The sequence below is a fragment of the Corynebacterium sp. HMSC055A01 genome (assembly GCF_001809405.1).
Lineage (GTDB): Bacteria > Actinomycetota > Actinomycetes > Mycobacteriales > Mycobacteriaceae > Corynebacterium > Corynebacterium hesseae.
Window position 1 is genome coordinate 12,550 of record NZ_KV797536.1, and the last position, 15,142, is coordinate 27,691.

Genomic DNA, 15,142 nt, shown 5'->3' on the forward strand with positions numbered 1-15,142 from the left:
GCGTATTAGCTGCTGTGCATATGGTGCTAGTTAAAAGGTGTCTTTGGGGGACGTGAAGGCGCGTGGACCGGTCGGCAGCGGTGAGGCAAGGGGATCGGCCGGGGCAGTGAACTCCCAATCGGCATTGGGGTTGAGCACTGGCGGGATGGCAGGCTTGTCTGGGTCGATTGGCAGAGGTGGGGCCGCGGGCATGAAGAGTTCAGCAGGGTGAGCAGGGTCTTCGGGGTCGAGGGGAAGGTCCACTGCGATGCGGCCCGCGGCAGCATAAGCACGGGCGGCAAGGGAGGCACCGGATTGGGTGGCGGCCGCGAACGCGGCGGCCAGCGCTGGGGCATCGGAGAGCCCCGCGCACGGACCGAGGACGAGGTTGTCGTGGGTGGCGAGGACGGTGTCGTCGAGAAGCACGAGCGTCACGAAGAACTGTTCCGTGCCCATCGTGCGGAGCTGATATGCGGTGAGCTCGCCTTCCGCGACGCGAACAAGCGCGCCCTGTCCGCCGTTGAGCAGCGCGGTACCCGCCGGTTGGTTGTTGGCGGGAACCATCCACGGGTCGAGCCCCAAAGCGATGGCGATCTCCACCTCGCCGTCGACAATGTCGACGGTGGCATGCGTCGCCGGGTTCATTGCCGCCATGCGCAGTCGATTCAGGGCGGGATACTCTGCGGACTCCTCGCCATCGAGTGAGCCCAAGAAGCCGAAATCTGAATGCACGCGCCAACCCCCGGTGGTGGGGTCGGGGAGCAAGGAAACGTCGACGAGCGCAGGCTCCTGCGCCAACCCAGGGATGCTCAACGCGGTGGAGAAGTTCACGTGCTCAAGAACCGCGACGTGCTCGACACCAAAATAAGAAGGAGCTAGCGGATATAGCGCCATGGTTGCGACAGTCACCTCGTGGGTCAGATGGGAATCGACGGACTTGTCTCAAGCTTACGCAGGAGGATGTTCAAATCTAGTTGTTCTCCATTTCCAAAATAGTCGTGTGCCGATTAACAAGGCGAGGCACATTAAACCAGAAGTCATAAACGCACAAACAACTCCGAAAGAATCATAAAGCCATACCAGGATTGGTCGTAAAACTAGTAGTGCTGCTCCGCTAATGGCGGACGCAATTGAAAGGGCAGTAACTCGAAACTCTGAAGAGGAGTAGGTGGCGATAACTATCTCGCTAAACGTGGTAGAAAATCCACAAATTACTGAACCTAAAATAATAAAAAGGGATCCCAGCGGGATGCTATAATTTGACAGCAACCCAGATGATACATAGACGAAAGAGATAGCGATTAATAGAACTGAGTGAGACATTACTGTACGTCTGACCGTATGGCTTGAAAACCAAGCTCCTATGGCCTGGCCGGCTGAAAAGGCGGCAGCGATCGATACGTAGAAAAAGCTGATTACTGATGGTGGAATTGATTCGTCATGAGCCACAGGTTGGAACAAAATCCTAATCGAAATACTTACAGTAATAATGCTAGATAAACTTAAGATGCCAAACTGGAGTAGGGGTTCTCCCCGAACTATTTCGTTAAAATGCGAATGATTAGTCTTTGACTTAACGCTTGGTGGGTTAGGTAACCAAAAAGATAATGTAAGACCCATCGCTGATAAGAAAGCAGTGAGCAAAAAGGGAAGCGGTGGAGAGATTTCAAAGAGAAACCCCGCAAAAATTATCGAGAGTGCAACCGAAGTACCGCTGACAATCTTCATGAGAGACAGAAATTTGTGCGGTGGAAAATCGACGTAATTAGATTCGGCGAGTTCCCAGGTATAAGCGGTGTCTAGGCCAGACGCCATAGCCCACAAGAATCCCCATGCCGTCCAGGTGAGGACTAGGGCGGGTAGATTCGGGGTGAATGGGAGGAGGAGAAACACTATTGTCGTAAAGGCGCATACGAGCTTAATGCTTGTTGTTCTTCGAAGTGATGAGACGAGTCGTCCCGCCGGTATTTCTGAAATAAGTAAGACCCCGTGAAAAACCGCATCGGCGAGAACGGCTTCAGAAGTGCTAAAACCTTGGTGCTTTAGAAGAAAAAACCACGTCGGGAACCAGAACTGCACGTCAAGACAAAACCGAAGACCAGCAGTCAAAAGAGCTGTAGACATCTTATAGACCTTGTCGACGATGCCATGCGAATAGAAACATTAGCAGCATGGATATCGCCAGCGATAGCAGCACGACAGCATCCATCGGTTGGGAAGAGAGCCAAGAAGTGATGCTGCCGCTGCCAAGGTCGAACATGGTTTGTTCAGGGTCAGAAGCTGCGTCGCGGCCAAATTGAACTAGCCCGACCGCAGTGGCTAGTAGTGAGGTAAGGCCAATTCCGAGAAGTATAACATCAGTTACAACTGCCGACTGCTCTTGCTGCTGAGTTGCAAGGTGATCCAACTGTGCCTTGCATAGCTCTATCTTTCGATTGACCGGTGTGTAAAGGTCATCTTCGAAATTCCAAGCTTTCAAGTATTGATTTACATAATTCATTTTTTGTCGGGATGAGTATTGGCGGTACTCATCGTACATAAGTATGAACTCTATAGCTGAATTAACGGAGTCGTTTAGTTCATGGCGCAATTTAGGTAGCGCATTTTCACCCTTTGGAGCCATAGAAGTATTTAATATACTGCGTAAGCGGTGGTCTACCTTCTGTAAGGCTGCCCAAAAGAACTGAGCATGCTTTAGTGCTGACCATTTTGCATTGTTTGTCTCGGGATACTCTAAAGCGTGAATATGATTCATCCATCGTGCAACCTGTGCGCGTGTGCCCTTTTTGAGTTCATCAAATTCAGCTATGTTCTCGTCATCCACGCCCGATACCCAAAGCTGAGCAAACCTAGTAAGTAAGTCGTTCGAACGGGGGAGCTGTATTGCACGTGTCACCCAGAGTGGTTCAGCAGCCACATAGGAGTCTAGTGCTACGAATTGCTCTGCATTCTTGTTGAGCTTTTTAGACCAGGTATCAATGAGGGCTCTGCTGATGTCCTCGGCTAGAGTTTTGGTCGTTGCTTCGCAGTATTCCCGAATCTGATCTTCGACCGGGTTTATGTCGCCACTTTCTACGCATTTGCGAATCAATGAGTCATCTACATCGACCTGGCCAGTCGCGATCAGAACGCCATGGTCATACAAAGTCCATTCTGCGATTTCACCGACTAGTTCAATTCCATCAGCGGCTTCGGGGTGCTGGATGCGCTGTGTACCTTCAAGCACTTCTTGTGACCAAGGATGTTCTGAGGCTGCGGCCTTTGCCCAGCCTGCTAATCGTTGATCCGCGGCCGAGCGTGGTGAGACGAGCGAATCCAGTTCAGTTTCCTGGACCGTGTTTTTTAGGAATGCAAGGTAATCAGTCTTAGCCCTATCACGAATTCCTGGCGAAGACGTGATGCCGAGGTAAATCGGTGCCATCCACCTAAACTTAGCCATTAATTACCTCTAGGTTATCAATATGAATCTTGGCAATGCGGCCGGAAAAAGGACCTGAGGTGATTTTAACCTCGGCCATTTCGCCGTCCGAACTTGGCCAATGTCGTAGGATCCCTTCCGTGCCGCGTGGAGTGCGGCCGATCAGCATTTCGTTCTGCGCGGAATAGACTTCAACTGCTCGATTATCTCCGGTGGAGAGACTAACTTGGGTATCTGCGTCTGCGACTTCTTTTAGGTGAGTCTTATATGTTGTTGTCTGTTTATATTTTCTTAATCCTTCATTGAATTGGGACATGAGGAGTTTCGATTCGTTAGAACTATTCATGAAAAGGTGTAAGCCTCTGGTATCGGAGCTTAAGTTGGGGTCCAGCTCGACGATTTCATACAGATCGGCGCTGTCTTCGAACGTGGGGCTCTCTAGAATTGTGTTCCCCGCAATGCTTCCTTCTGCAACGAGATCCACTTGATCGTTGGCTAAGGCGTTAAACGCCTCATAGCCGTCGTTGAAAGTGGAGAATGAGGCTCCAGAGTTGTCGAGCTCGTCCCAGTACTGGTAACCAGAAATTCTTCCAATGCGTATATCGCTGAGGTCGTTTTTGGTTTTCTCCTTAATGCTGTTTCCTTGCTTACCGAATAAGACGTATGAGAAGGAAAGGATTGGGTCGCTGTAGCTTCCGTATTCTTTTCTGTGGGGAGCATCGACGACAGGGGCTACGCCTATCGAAACGTTGTCCAAAACCTCACGTTCCGCTGATGCCCAGTCGGAGTAGCTAAAGCTAACTTGTATCCCCTGCATACGAAAAATGTCTCGGATCATTTCCGCTACTGGACCGTCATTACGTAGATTCGGGCCGATATACGGGTCCCATTCAGCAGCGGAGATCGTTGCATTGGTGATTTTCTTGGGTGGTGTTGCACGAAATTGGCTAAAAACAATAACCGTGGTCGCAAGTACCAGAGCTACAAGAATTAATGATCGGATCAGTCCCATTCTTCTCTGTGGGACAATCTTGTTAAAGAGTTGCTTCATAGTAGAATTCTAAAATTTAACAATAATATGTTGGTTTGGCTTTGGCTGGTTGATAGCTCTAAAGTACCAATCCAATTTCACCGTAACTGAAGCTACCTCGTGGTACGCGCGCACGGATGAAGATGGACACGCCGTGGGCTATGACTACGAAACCGGCGAATACACCGACGACGACCCGACAGTCAAGGACGGCGAGTCACTTGCGCTACCGCCAGAGGACAGCACAGACAGGCTATAGTTTCCCACTATGGATCTAGCCACCATCGCCTTTGCTTTCAGCCTCGTGCTGTTGTCTGGCTTGTCGACGTCCATCGGTGCCGCCCTGGCCGTCGGCAAGCGCGAGCCCGGGCCGAAGTTTATGGCCGCAGCCCTGGGGTTGTCTGCGGGCGTGATGCTCTACGTCTCCTTTATGGAGATCCTGCCGCAGTCCCTAGAGAAGCTGGAAAGCACCCTTGGGGCAGAGGCCACTGCCACGTGGACGATGATGGCGGCGTTCTTCGCCGGCATTGCGGTCATCGCCATTATCGACCGCCTCGTTCCCGAGGAGATTAACCCGCACGAGCCGGCCACTACAGAGGAAGAAGCACGCCGCAAGAGGCTGATGAAGACCGGCATGTTCACCGCCTTCGCACTGGCCATCCACAACTTCCCCGAGGGATTTGCCACATTTCTTTCGGGCCTCGAAGCCCCCGAGATTGCGATCCCCGTTGCGGTGGCCATCGCCATCCACAACATTCCGGAAGGTATTGCGGTTGCGGTTCCCTTGCGCAGTGCCATGGGATCGCGCACGAAGGCATTTTGGTGGGCCACGATTTCTGGGCTCGCTGAGCCTGTCGGCGCCATTATCGGATTCGCTCTGCTCATGCCGTTCATTGGCCCGATGACGTTTGGCATAAGCTTTGCCGTCATCGCAGGAATCATGGTGTTCATCTCCCTGGATGAGCTTTTGCCCACGGCGGAGGAGACCGGCGAACACCACTGCGCCATCTACGGCCTCATCGCCGGTATGGCGGTCATGGCAGTGTCCCTCGCGATGTTTATTTAACGCGCTCCGCGGTGGCCTTGACCGCCATGATGATGGTGACGATAACGGAGCCGAGAACAAAGCCGCACAACATGGACAAGCCGGTGTCCGCCAACCAGGCGAGCGCGCCATTGCTGATGCTCTCGGTCACGTGGTGGATGAAGCCATAAGGCTGCTCAGCGCCGAACTCGCTCAAGCCCTTGACCACGATGTGGCCGCCGACCCACAGCATGGCGGCGGTGCCAATGATGCCGATGATGTTGAGCACGATGGGCATGCCCTTGACCAAGGCGGTACCCACGGCCGAATCGCCATCGTGGCGCTTGAGCAGGGCGAGGCCGATATCGTCCATCTTGACCAAGAGCCCGACGGCGCCATAAACACCTAAGGTCAAGAGAATGCCGACGGCAACCAAGGCGCCGAGGCGCAGCCAGAAGGGCTGGTCGATGACCTCGTTGAGGGAGATCACCATGATCTCGGCGGAGAGGATGAGGTCCGTGGTGATAGCGGCCTTGACCAGGGAGTCCTCGGCATCGGGGCCCTTTTCTTCCACTGTCTGCTGTTCCTCCTCGCCGCGGTGGAGGACAGCGTGGAAAATCTTCTCTGCGCCCTCGAAGCACAGGTAGGTACCGCCGCACATGAGGATAGGGGTGAGCGCCCACGGGGCAATCCACGACAGGATGAGCGCGATAGGCAGGATGATGACGAGCTTGTTGATCAGCGAGCCCTTGGTGATACGCCAAATCATGGGCAGTTCACGCTGCGGCTTGACGCCCTGGACATATTGAGGCGTAACAGCGGCGTCATCGACGACGACTCCCGCTGCTTTCACCGAGGTCTTTCCGGCCAATGCTGCTACGTCGTCGACGCTGGAGGCAGCGGAGCGGGCGATCAGGGCGACGTCATCAAGCAGGGCAAAAAGGCCACCGGCCATGGCTCACTTCCTTGTGGTGTAGGGGTAAGTGTTTACCCTAGGTTACTCGGCAGGAACGAGCTCCACATTTTCTGCCCAGGTAAGTTCCATGCCCAGCGTGCGCAGCCAATTCATGGCGTCATCGCCGTAGCGTGTGATGCCCTCGACGGCGGTAAGCGTGCGCTCCATGGCGCGCTCGGCCTCCTCGGCGCTGATGAGGCCGTTGGAGGTTGCGGCGGCTAGCTCGTCGATGTCGAGCACATCAACCGGCTCGCCGGAGGTGGAGACCAAGTCGACATAAAGATCGCGGGTAGTCCACACATCACCGTCGACGTCGATATCAGCGACGTCAATGTAGAAATCTTGGTGGACATCCACGCCCTCGCGGAAGTGGAAGATATTGGCGCGCAGGCCCAGCTCCGGCAGCAACCAGGATTCAAGGTAGCCGAAGCGCGGGTGGTTGGCGCCGCGGGCCATGTAAAGGCCAAAGTCGGTGACCCGGTAGGTGTCTACCTCCCGCTGAAAACCTTTCGGGTCGACATTGATGTTGTCGGTGGTGTTAAAGGTTTCTTGCTTGACTGGGTGCAGGTCAGTGCTCATTAGTTCACCTCGAGGTAAGCCGCGGTAGGTGGGAAAGAACACGAGGATTCAGTAGTGTTGACCGCGCCAGAGAGGACCGCCACGACGGTGCCCTTGCCCGTTGCTGCGCGGCCCGAGACCGTGGTCGGCCCATCGGCGTTGATGCCGTTGTTGAACAGGGGAGTGGTGCCGAACTGGAAGGTATCCAGGTTGAACCACTGGACGCTCATGGCACCCTGCTGCTCAGCGGCGGTGGGGGTGCCTAGCGCGGTGAAGAGGAAGACGGTTTCTCCTTCGCCTGCGCCTGGGGCCGGCATATCGGTCGGGCCAGGCACGGCGATGGCGGAGCCCACCGAATCGCCCTGCCCGCCGATGCACTGCGCGGAGACCGTAGGCCAGTAGAACTGGCGGAAGCCGGGGTTGTTTCCCTCCGGCAGGGCCACACCGCCTTCGCCGCCGTCACCGGCGGAGAAGTTAAGGGCGGTGAGGATGGCGCTGCGGGCCTCCTGCGGGATCCATGGCTGTGCCGCGAAAGCGCGAACACGCTCCTGCGTCTCCGGGGTGGGGCGGCCGAGGCTGTCCAGCGGGCTACTGCTCTGTGGAATGTTCACCAGCGAGGAGAGATCGGGGGCGCCGGCATGTGCTGGCGTGATGCTGAGGAAGCCCATCATCACGGCAGCAGTTAGTCCGGCGACGCCACGGCGGGCGGAGCGGGAAGAGCGCTGTTCGGAAAGGGCCATGGAAAATCCTTGTGTTTGGGTATGGGAACGTGGCGGCAGGAAACTAAATCACATGCGTCACAATAGTATCTGCTGCCACAATATTCACTTTTTTGGCGTAGTCAACTCTAAATAGAGACCTACTGTGCGGTATGTCGGCTGTTGATATCGTTTCGTTACATCGCGCGCTAATGCGTGCGATGCGCGCGATGCTGCACATGAAAGGGCTAGAGAGTATATTTAAGGGCCGTTCATACCGCTAACGCATCATGCTTTAAAGGAGCACCCCACACGTGAGTAATACTGAGTTCCGTAACGTAGCCATCGTCGCACACGTTGACCACGGTAAAACCACCCTCGTCAACGGAATGCTGGAGCAGTCCGGCGCTTTCGGCGACCATGGCGAACACTCGGACCGCGTCATGGACTCCAATGATCAGGAGCGCGAGCGCGGCATCACCATTCTGGCGAAGAATACCGCCATTCACCGCAAGGGCCTGGGCAAGGACGGCGGGGACCTCATCATCAACGTTATCGACACCCCGGGCCACGCCGACTTCGGCGGCGAGGTCGAGCGCGGTATCTCCATGGTGGACGGCGTCGTGCTGCTTGTCGACGCCTCCGAAGGCCCCCTCCCGCAGACCCGCTTCGTGCTCACCAAGGCACTGGAAGCCAAGCTGCCGGTTATCATCTGCGTGAATAAGACCGACCGCCCCGACGCCCGTATCGACGAGGTCGTCACCGAAGCGCAGGATCTTCTGCTGGAAATCGCTGCCGGCCTCGAAGATGAGGAAGCAGCCGCTGCCGCCGAGGAACTCTTGGACCTGCCGGTTCTCTACGCTTCCGGCCGCGAGGGCAAGGCCTCGACCGAAAACCCGGGTGACGGCAACGTTCCTAACGCCGACGACCTGCAGGCGCTTTTCGACGTTATCTACGAGGTCCTCCCTGAGCCCTCCGCCAAGGTCGACGCCCCGCTGCAGGCCCACGTGACCAACCTGGACTCCGACGACTTCCTGGGTCGTATCGCACTGCTGCGCATCTACTCCGGCACCATCAAGAAGGGCCAGCAGGTGGCCTGGATGCACTACGACGACGAGGGCGAGATGCACGTCAAGCAGGTCAAGGTGGCCGAGCTGCTGCGCACCGTCGGCTTCGAGCGCCAGCCGGACACCGAGGCCATCGCCGGCGACATCGTGGCTATCTCCGGTATCTCCGACATCATGATCGGTGACACCATCGCCGACGTCGAGGACCCGAAGCCGCTGCCGCGCATTAAGGTCGACGAGCCGGCTATCTCCATGACCATCGGCGTGAACACCTCCCCGATGGCAGGCCAGGGCGGCGGCGACAAGCTGACCGCCCGCATGGTCAAGGCCCGCTTGGACCAGGAGCTCATCGGTAACGTCTCCATCAAGGTGCTGCCGACCGAGCGTCCCGATGCATGGGAGGTACAGGGCCGCGGCGAGATGGCACTGTCCGTGCTTATCGAGAACATGCGTCGCGAGGGCTTCGAGCTGACCGTCGGCAAGCCGCAGGTGGTCACCCAGGTCATCGATGGAAAGACCATGGAGCCCTACGAGATGCTCACCATCGACTCCCCATCGGAATTCCAGGGTGCCATCACCCAGCTGCTGGCCTCCCGCAAGGGCCAGATGCAGTCCATGGACGTCCGCGAGGGCGACTGGGTCCGCATGGTCTTCCGCGTCCCAGCGCGCGGCCTGATCGGCTTCCGCACCCAGTTCCTGACGGAGACCCGCGGCTCTGGCATCGCCAACTCCATCTCCGATGGTCTCGACGTGTGGGCCGGAGACATCAAGGCTCGCCCGACCGGCTCGCTCGTGGCCGACCGTTCCGGCCAGATCACCGCTTATGCTCTGCAGCAGCTGGCGGACCGCGGTGACTTCTTCGTGGAGCCGGGCATGGAGGCCTATGAGGGCATGGTCGTCGGCGCCAACAACCGTGATGAGGATATGGACATCAACATCACCAAGGAAAAGAAGCTGACCAACATGCGCTCCGCCACCGCCGACGCCACCGTCACGCTGGCTAAGGCCAAGACCCTGTCCCTCGATGAGGCGCTGGAGTTCTGTGGCACCGATGAGTGCGTCGAGGTGGGCCCGAAGGTCCTGCGCGTGCGCAAGGTTGAACTGTCTGCCACCGACCGCAAGCGCGCGGCCGCACGCGCTAAGCAGCTCAACAAGTAGGCCGCTGTGGGCGTCGCCAAGCGGCGCCCCACCGCTAGGACCACCTGCCCCGGGGTATTAAAATAGCGCGGAAGAGTTTTCCGGACGTAAAGGTTGTGTGGAGTGGACCGTTTCCTGCCCCGGCTCGGAGTCATTCTCGCAGCCGCCGTGCTGACTGCATGCCAAGCCAACCCCGGGCCGCCGCCGGTTGTGGACGAGGAAGATCGCAGCGCCACGCCCACGAACTCAAGCACCACCAGTCCGCCGCCGGAGAAAGCACCCGAGGAAGACGCACTGCCGAAGCGCAGCACCGTGGCCATTGGGGTGGACCCGCTGCGCGGCGGGCTTAACCCGCACCTCGTGGCGAATAATTCGGAACTGGTCAACCAAATCGCGGAGCTAGTGCTGCCCTCGGCCTTCCACGGGGACCAGATGGACACGGATGTCCTCGAATCCGCCGAGGAAATCGACGCTCCGGGCAGCATTGCCATGCGAGTGCGCTACACCATCGCCGCGCCAGCGCAATGGTCCGATGGGACGCCGATCACAGGCTCTGACTTCAATTATTTGTGGTCCCAGATCACGCGCACTCCGGGCGCTAAAAACGTGTCCGGTTACCGGGCAATTTCGGCCGTGCGGACTTCCGGTAATGGGCGAGTGGTCACCGTGGACTTCGACCACCGCGTGGAGGACTGGCACAAGCTCTTTGCCCACCTATTGCCCTCCCATGTGCTGGAGGACAAGGACTTCACCTCGGCCTTAGCTGAGGGTATCCCAGCCTCTGCTGGACGTTACCTCGTCGAGGGGATGGACCGCGGGCGAGGGATTATCACGCTTAACCGCAATGACCGGTTCTGGGGAGAGGATCCCGCACATATCGACGTGATCCAATTGCGCGCTGTGCGCGATACCGCACAGGCGGTGAACATGCTGCGCTCGCACCAGATTGGGTTTGCTGACTTCACCCCGCAGCAGACCACCCTGGAGAATCTGAGCCTGCTCAGCAACGTCAATACCGGTGTGGTGACCCGGCAGCGTCAGCTCCGCCTGGAGATGTCGGCCGCCGAGGGCGCACTCGAGGAACAGCCGCAACGCCGCGCCTTGGCTTCGCTGCTCAACACCGACCAGCTGGCCCGGCTTGCCACCGGCCGCGCTTCGGAGCTCGAACCGGGGGAGAATCCCTTCGATAGCAACGCAGAACTTGCCCCGCTGCGTGAGCGTGCGGGCCGCAAACCCGTGCGCATCGCCGCGGATCCCCTCAATCCAACTGCCCTGGCTGCGGCCACCACCATCGTGGACGTGCTGCAAGCCAAGGCCATCGACGCGGAGGTCGTCACCGAACGCCCGACTACCATAACCTCTGACTTGCTCCCGGCTGGCAAGGTAGATGCCGTGGTGGCGTGGGACGAAAACGGCATCGATGCGCTGAGTCTGGCTAACTACTTCGTGTGTGCAACGCCCACACGGCCTGCGGCAACGCAGTCGGGGTTCTGCCCTGAAGAGTCCGCGAAGACTGCTACCGATATTTTGTCGGGAAAGCTCGACTCCGCAGCGGCTCAAGAGCAGGTGGAGCACCTCAACAAAGAAGAAGTTCTCTTCGTCCCGTTGCTTAATGAGGTGCGAATCCACGCTTTGGGCAAGGGTATTGTTGGCCCCGGACAAAGCATCAAGGACTGGGACTCCGGTCTGATTAGTGCACCGCAGTGGAGGAAAGACGATGAATAAGGATCTCACCGGCTACCGTGTCGTGGCCGTTCACGCGCACCCGGATGATGAGGTGCTCTTTACAGGCGGCACGTTGGCGGACTTGTCCGCGCGCGGTGCGGAGGTCACCGTGATTACCGCGACGCTGGGGGAGGAGGGCGAAATCATCGGCGAGCCCTACCAAGGCCTCGCGGAAACAGATCAGCTGGGAGGGTTCCGCGCTTGGGAGCTTAAGCACGCGCTCGACGCATTAGGCGTTGATGGCATCCAGCTAGGCGGCTTCGGGCATTTTCGCGACTCCGGGATGGAAGGTTCCGCCGCCCATGATCACCCGCGGGCCCTGGTCAACCGTGTGGAGGAAGCAGCAGACCTGTTGCGCGGCCACCTTGAACAACTGCGTCCGCACGCGGTGCTGACTTATGGCCCGGACGGCGGCTACGGTCACCCAGACCACATCGCGGTGCACAAGGCTGTGCATGCGGCCGCCGCACCAGAGCAGCGCATTTGGTGGGCGGTCTTCGAGCGCGCGGCGCACTATCGGGGTCTGGAGGTCATCACGCCGCCCGAAGGCTGGAGCCTGCCGGACAAGGCGTACCTGGACAACTTCACCAACGCCGGCTGTGACGTGACCTATGAACTTCGCGACGCGGCACGTGCTGCCAAGCGCGCAGCCATGCTGGCGCACGCCACGCAGATCTGGCTTGCCGACGGCTCCCTCACCACCGTCAACCCCTACTCCGCCCAGGCGGGACTTCAGGACCCCGCCCAAGTCCCCGCCGCTTATGCCTTGTCCAATCTGCTCACGATGCCGCTGCTGCGCCAGGAGTTCTACCAGCTTGGTCAGGGAGAGCCGCAGGACTCATTGCTGGGGGAGAAGTGACCGAGCGCGCCATTCGCACAGACTTCTCTCGCGGCGAGCAAATAGGTGGCCTGGTGTGGCTGGTCGTGGGAGCGCTCTGCTCGCTGACGCTCGAGGTGGTCTACCTTACCGCCCGGGTGCCGTGGTTTGACGGGGCCAGCGTGGCCTTTCCCATCACCATCCTCATCGCCTTCTGGTTCAACGGGGTGTTGACTCGCACAGCGCGTCTGTGGAGTGAGAATCCCTACATCGCAGGCGTGCCAGGACTGGCCTGGGTCGCAGGTTTTCTCGCGTTCATGCTGGGAGCCGCCTTCGGGGAGGGCAGCCTGCTGGCCAATAATATTCTCAGCCTGCTGCTGTTCGCCGCGGGAATCGCGGGCAGCGTTTGGCCATTTTTCGCCTCGGAGTAGCATACTGTTATTCGTAGAAAACCCGTGACACACAGGAGTTTAAACACCTTATGACTTACACCATCGCGCAGCCCTGCGTCGACGTGATGGACCGCGGCTGCGTTGAAGAGTGCCCGGTCGACTGCATCTACGAGGGCAAGCGCATGCTCTACATCCACCCAGACGAGTGCGTGGACTGCGGCGCCTGCGAGCCGGCTTGCCCGGTGGAGGCCATCTTCTACGAGGATGACGTCCCGGATGAGTGGTTGGACTACAACGACGCCAACGCTGCCTTCTTTGATGATCTCGGCTCTCCGGGTGGCGCAGCAGCACTTGGACCGCAGGACTTTGACGTCCCGATGATCGCTAAGCTCCCACCCCAGAACCAGGAGTAGAGTATGAGCCGCACGCCGCTTGGACGCACGCTTCCGGATTTTCCGTGGAACTCGCTTGCCGGTGCCAAGAAGAAAGCCCAGGCGCATCCGGACGGGATCGTTGACCTATCGGTGGGCAATCCCGTTGATCCAGTTGCCCCTGGCGTGCAGTTAGCGCTGTCCGCAGCGGCCGAGGCTCCCGGCTATCCGCAGACTCAGGGCACTCCGGAGCTGCGCGAGGCCATCGCGAAGGCACTTGAGCGCCGCTACACCATGAACGTGGACGCGGTGCTGCCGGTCATCGGCACCAAGGAGGCCATCGCCTGGCTGCCCACTTTGCTGGGCATGCGCGGTGAGACCGTGGCTTTCCCGACGGTGGCTTATCCCACCTATGAAGTCGGTGCGCTCTTGGCCGGTGCTAAGCCCCTGCGTGCTGACGAGGATTTCCAGGATGCGTCGCTCGTGTTCATCAATTCGCCGTCGAATCCGACGGGCAGGGTGCTGGGCGTCGAGAAGCTGCGCGAGATCGTCGCATGGGCCCGCGCGAACAATGCCATCGTGGCCTCGGACGAGTGCTACATGGGCTTGGGTTGGGACGATGAGAACCCGCCGGTGTCCATCTTGGACCCGCGCGTGACCGATGGCGACAATACCGGGCTTATCGCCATGCATTCGCTGTCCAAGAGCGCGAACATGGCCTCCTATCGCGCCGGTTTCTTTGCGGGCGATGCCAAGCTCATCGCCGAGCTGCTGGAGCTGCGTAAGCACGCAGGACTCATTGTTCCAGGCCCCATCCAAGCGGCGATGGTTGCCGCGCTTGACGACGACCCCTCCGAAGCCCTCCAGCGCCAACGCTACGCCGCGCGCCGTGTGGAACTCATGCGGGCGCTGACTGGAGCTGGTTTTAGGATCGAGCACTCCGAGGCTGGGCTCTACCTGTGGGCAACGCGCGGTGAGAACTGCCGCGAGACCGTCGACTGGCTGGCCGAGCGCGGCATCCTCGTTGCACCGGGTGATTTCTATGGCCCAGCGGGCGAGCAGTTCGTGCGCATTGGCCTCAACGGTACGGACGAGCGCATCGCGGCGGCGGTGGCGCGCTTGGCTGAGTAAGTGGCTTTTCGCCCGCCGGCGCGGGAGGGGATTAGCCCGCGCAAGGTGATGCTCACTGGCATCGTGCCCGCCACACCTACCTATTGGGCAGGTGAGGCGGGCGATTCCGTGTTTTCTCCTGGCACTCGCTTGGAGCCCGGCACTCTACTTCCTGGCCCTACGCTGGCGTGGTATCACCCCTCGGTACCTTCCGAAGAGCCCATTCCCTTTGATTACCGGGTGGTATATGAGGACGGGGACCTGATAGTCGCGGACAAGCCGCACTTCTTACCCACGACGTCGAATGGTCGCATCGTCCGCGAGACGCTCCAGACACGCTTGCGCGTGGACTTTAATGAGGACTCCATCGTGCCGCTGCAGCGGCTGGACCGGTTGACTTCGGGGTTGGTGCTGTGCTCGCGCAATCCCCGCACGCGCGCTGCGTATCAGCAACTCTTTCAGGAGCGTGCGGTGGTGAAGCACTACCGGGCTCAGGTGGCCGCGCCCTTCTCCTTCGACGGCACTGTACGGCTGGGGATGCGGCGCGTGCGTGGTGAACGTCAGGTCCTCGTGGATTCCACCGGTACGCCTACGGTGACCCGCGTGCGTGCTAGTGGAACGACTGCCGATGTATGGCCGCTCACCGGCCATACCCACCAGATCCGCGTGGTACTTAACCACCTGGGACATCCGATTGTGGGGGATGATACTTATCCCGTGGATCGAGGCTTGGATCTTTATGATTTCTCCACGCCGCTGCTGCTTTCCCATGTCGCTTTGAGTTTTAGCGATCCAGTTACCGGCCGCAACCGGGAGTTTCAGCTGTGAGATTGGGCGCTAATGCGGCGTGCGTTTTAGTTT

16 protein-coding genes are annotated in these 15,142 nt (G+C 58.8%); 9 read left to right on the forward strand and 7 right to left on the reverse strand.

From position 1 onward, the window contains the following. Positions 1-30 precede the first annotated feature (30 nt). From HMPREF2604_RS02175 to HMPREF2604_RS02185, 4 genes are all read right to left on the reverse strand, one after another. Complete coding sequence (locus HMPREF2604_RS02175) at positions 31-873, reverse strand: hypothetical protein (protein ID WP_070562828.1); 843 nt, start codon at positions 871-873, stop codon at positions 31-33. A 54-nt stretch (positions 874-927) separates the two neighbouring features. Then, positions 928-1,707 carry an MFS transporter gene (locus HMPREF2604_RS13840; protein ID WP_141746410.1) on the reverse strand — a complete coding sequence of 260 codons (780 nt, stop codon included), beginning with the start codon at positions 1,705-1,707 and terminating at the stop codon, positions 928-930. Positions 1,708-2,104: 397 nt separating this feature from the next. Beyond that, entirely contained in the window at positions 2,105-3,400 is a 1,296-nt protein-coding gene (locus HMPREF2604_RS02180; protein ID WP_141746411.1) for a hypothetical protein, read from the reverse strand. Between the two features lie 10 nt (positions 3,401-3,410). After that, complete coding sequence (locus HMPREF2604_RS02185; protein ID WP_070562834.1) at positions 3,411-4,448, reverse strand: substrate-binding periplasmic protein; 1,038 nt, start codon at positions 4,446-4,448, stop codon at positions 3,411-3,413. 49 nt (positions 4,449-4,497) lie between these two features. On the opposite strand from HMPREF2604_RS02185, the gene HMPREF2604_RS13845 reads away from it, so the two are divergent. Continuing rightward, positions 4,498-4,686: a hypothetical protein gene (locus HMPREF2604_RS13845; RefSeq protein WP_141746412.1), complete on the forward strand. Its 189-nt coding sequence runs from the start codon at positions 4,498-4,500 to the stop codon at positions 4,684-4,686. 9 nt (positions 4,687-4,695) lie between these two features. Continuing rightward, positions 4,696-5,493 carry a zinc transporter ZupT gene (gene zupT / locus HMPREF2604_RS02190; protein ID WP_070524888.1) on the forward strand — a complete coding sequence of 266 codons (798 nt, stop codon included), beginning with the start codon at positions 4,696-4,698 and terminating at the stop codon, positions 5,491-5,493. On the opposite strand, the gene HMPREF2604_RS02195 is transcribed toward zupT, so the two are convergent. From HMPREF2604_RS02195 to HMPREF2604_RS02205, 3 genes are read right to left on the reverse strand one after another with little or no spacing between them, the layout of a single operon-like run. Next, positions 5,486-6,406 (reverse strand): DUF808 domain-containing protein, encoded by a 921-nt coding sequence (locus tag HMPREF2604_RS02195; RefSeq protein ID WP_070562837.1) that lies wholly within the window; start codon positions 6,404-6,406, stop codon positions 5,486-5,488. The genes zupT and HMPREF2604_RS02195 overlap by 8 nt on opposite strands. 42 nt (positions 6,407-6,448) lie before the next feature. Then, on the reverse strand, positions 6,449-6,985 hold the full coding sequence (locus tag HMPREF2604_RS02200; protein WP_070562841.1) for a ribonuclease FAU-1 family protein: 537 nt from the start codon (positions 6,983-6,985) through the stop codon (positions 6,449-6,451). Continuing rightward, on the reverse strand, positions 6,985-7,704 hold the full coding sequence (locus HMPREF2604_RS02205) for an Rv1157c family protein (RefSeq protein ID WP_070562844.1): 720 nt from the start codon (positions 7,702-7,704) through the stop codon (positions 6,985-6,987). Before HMPREF2604_RS02205 ends, HMPREF2604_RS02200 begins: the two co-directional genes overlap by 1 nt. Before the next feature lie 272 nt (positions 7,705-7,976). Between HMPREF2604_RS02205 and typA the strand changes: the two genes are divergently transcribed. The 7 genes from typA (at position 7,977) to HMPREF2604_RS02240 (ending at position 15,109) form a co-directional block, all read left to right on the forward strand. Beyond that, on the forward strand, positions 7,977-9,887 hold the full coding sequence (typA, locus tag HMPREF2604_RS02210; protein ID WP_070524897.1) for a translational GTPase TypA: 1,911 nt from the start codon (positions 7,977-7,979) through the stop codon (positions 9,885-9,887). Positions 9,888-9,989: 102 nt separating this feature from the next. Next, complete coding sequence (locus HMPREF2604_RS02215; RefSeq protein ID WP_070562847.1) at positions 9,990-11,591, forward strand: ABC transporter family substrate-binding protein; 1,602 nt, start codon at positions 9,990-9,992, stop codon at positions 11,589-11,591. Then, a complete protein-coding gene (locus tag HMPREF2604_RS02220) occupies positions 11,584-12,450 on the forward strand; it encodes a PIG-L family deacetylase (RefSeq protein WP_070562850.1) in 867 nt (288 codons plus the stop codon). Before HMPREF2604_RS02215 ends, HMPREF2604_RS02220 begins: the two co-directional genes overlap by 8 nt. Then, positions 12,447-12,839, forward strand: coding sequence for a hypothetical protein (locus tag HMPREF2604_RS02225; protein ID WP_070562118.1), 393 nt, complete (start codon positions 12,447-12,449; stop codon positions 12,837-12,839). Before HMPREF2604_RS02220 ends, HMPREF2604_RS02225 begins: the two co-directional genes overlap by 4 nt. A 50-nt stretch (positions 12,840-12,889) precedes the next feature. Next, positions 12,890-13,213 (forward strand): ferredoxin, encoded by a 324-nt coding sequence (gene fdxA, locus HMPREF2604_RS02230; RefSeq protein WP_070524905.1) that lies wholly within the window; start codon positions 12,890-12,892, stop codon positions 13,211-13,213. Between the two features lie 3 nt (positions 13,214-13,216). Next, positions 13,217-14,302: a succinyldiaminopimelate transaminase gene (gene dapC / locus HMPREF2604_RS02235; protein ID WP_070562854.1), complete on the forward strand. Its 1,086-nt coding sequence runs from the start codon at positions 13,217-13,219 to the stop codon at positions 14,300-14,302. After that, a complete protein-coding gene (locus tag HMPREF2604_RS02240) occupies positions 14,303-15,109 on the forward strand; it encodes a pseudouridine synthase (protein ID WP_070562857.1) in 807 nt (268 codons plus the stop codon). It abuts the gene before it with no gap. Positions 15,110-15,142 lie beyond the last annotated feature (33 nt).

Bases quoted from the DNA above. Each gene is read 5' to 3' on its own strand.
- zupT (WP_070524888.1), top strand. From the start codon at position 4,696: ATGGATCTAGCCACCATCGCCTTTGCTTTCAGCCTCGTGCTGTTGTCT.
- HMPREF2604_RS13840 (WP_141746410.1), bottom strand. From the start codon at position 1,707: ATGAAGATTGTCAGCGGTACTTCGGTTGCACTCTCGATAATTTTTGCG.
- HMPREF2604_RS02220 (WP_070562850.1), top strand. From the start codon at position 11,584: ATGAATAAGGATCTCACCGGCTACCGTGTCGTGGCCGTTCACGCGCAC.
- fdxA (WP_070524905.1), top strand. From the start codon at position 12,890: ATGACTTACACCATCGCGCAGCCCTGCGTCGACGTGATGGACCGCGGC.
- dapC (WP_070562854.1), top strand. From the start codon at position 13,217: ATGAGCCGCACGCCGCTTGGACGCACGCTTCCGGATTTTCCGTGGAAC.
- HMPREF2604_RS02180 (WP_141746411.1), bottom strand. From the start codon at position 3,400: ATGGCACCGATTTACCTCGGCATCACGTCTTCGCCAGGAATTCGTGAT.
- HMPREF2604_RS02195 (WP_070562837.1), bottom strand. From the start codon at position 6,406: ATGGCCGGTGGCCTTTTTGCCCTGCTTGATGACGTCGCCCTGATCGCC.
- HMPREF2604_RS02185 (WP_070562834.1), bottom strand. From the start codon at position 4,448: ATGAAGCAACTCTTTAACAAGATTGTCCCACAGAGAAGAATGGGACTG.
- HMPREF2604_RS02175 (WP_070562828.1), bottom strand. From the start codon at position 873: ATGGCGCTATATCCGCTAGCTCCTTCTTATTTTGGTGTCGAGCACGTC.
- HMPREF2604_RS02205 (WP_070562844.1), bottom strand. From the start codon at position 7,704: ATGGCCCTTTCCGAACAGCGCTCTTCCCGCTCCGCCCGCCGTGGCGTC.
- HMPREF2604_RS02200 (WP_070562841.1), bottom strand. From the start codon at position 6,985: ATGAGCACTGACCTGCACCCAGTCAAGCAAGAAACCTTTAACACCACC.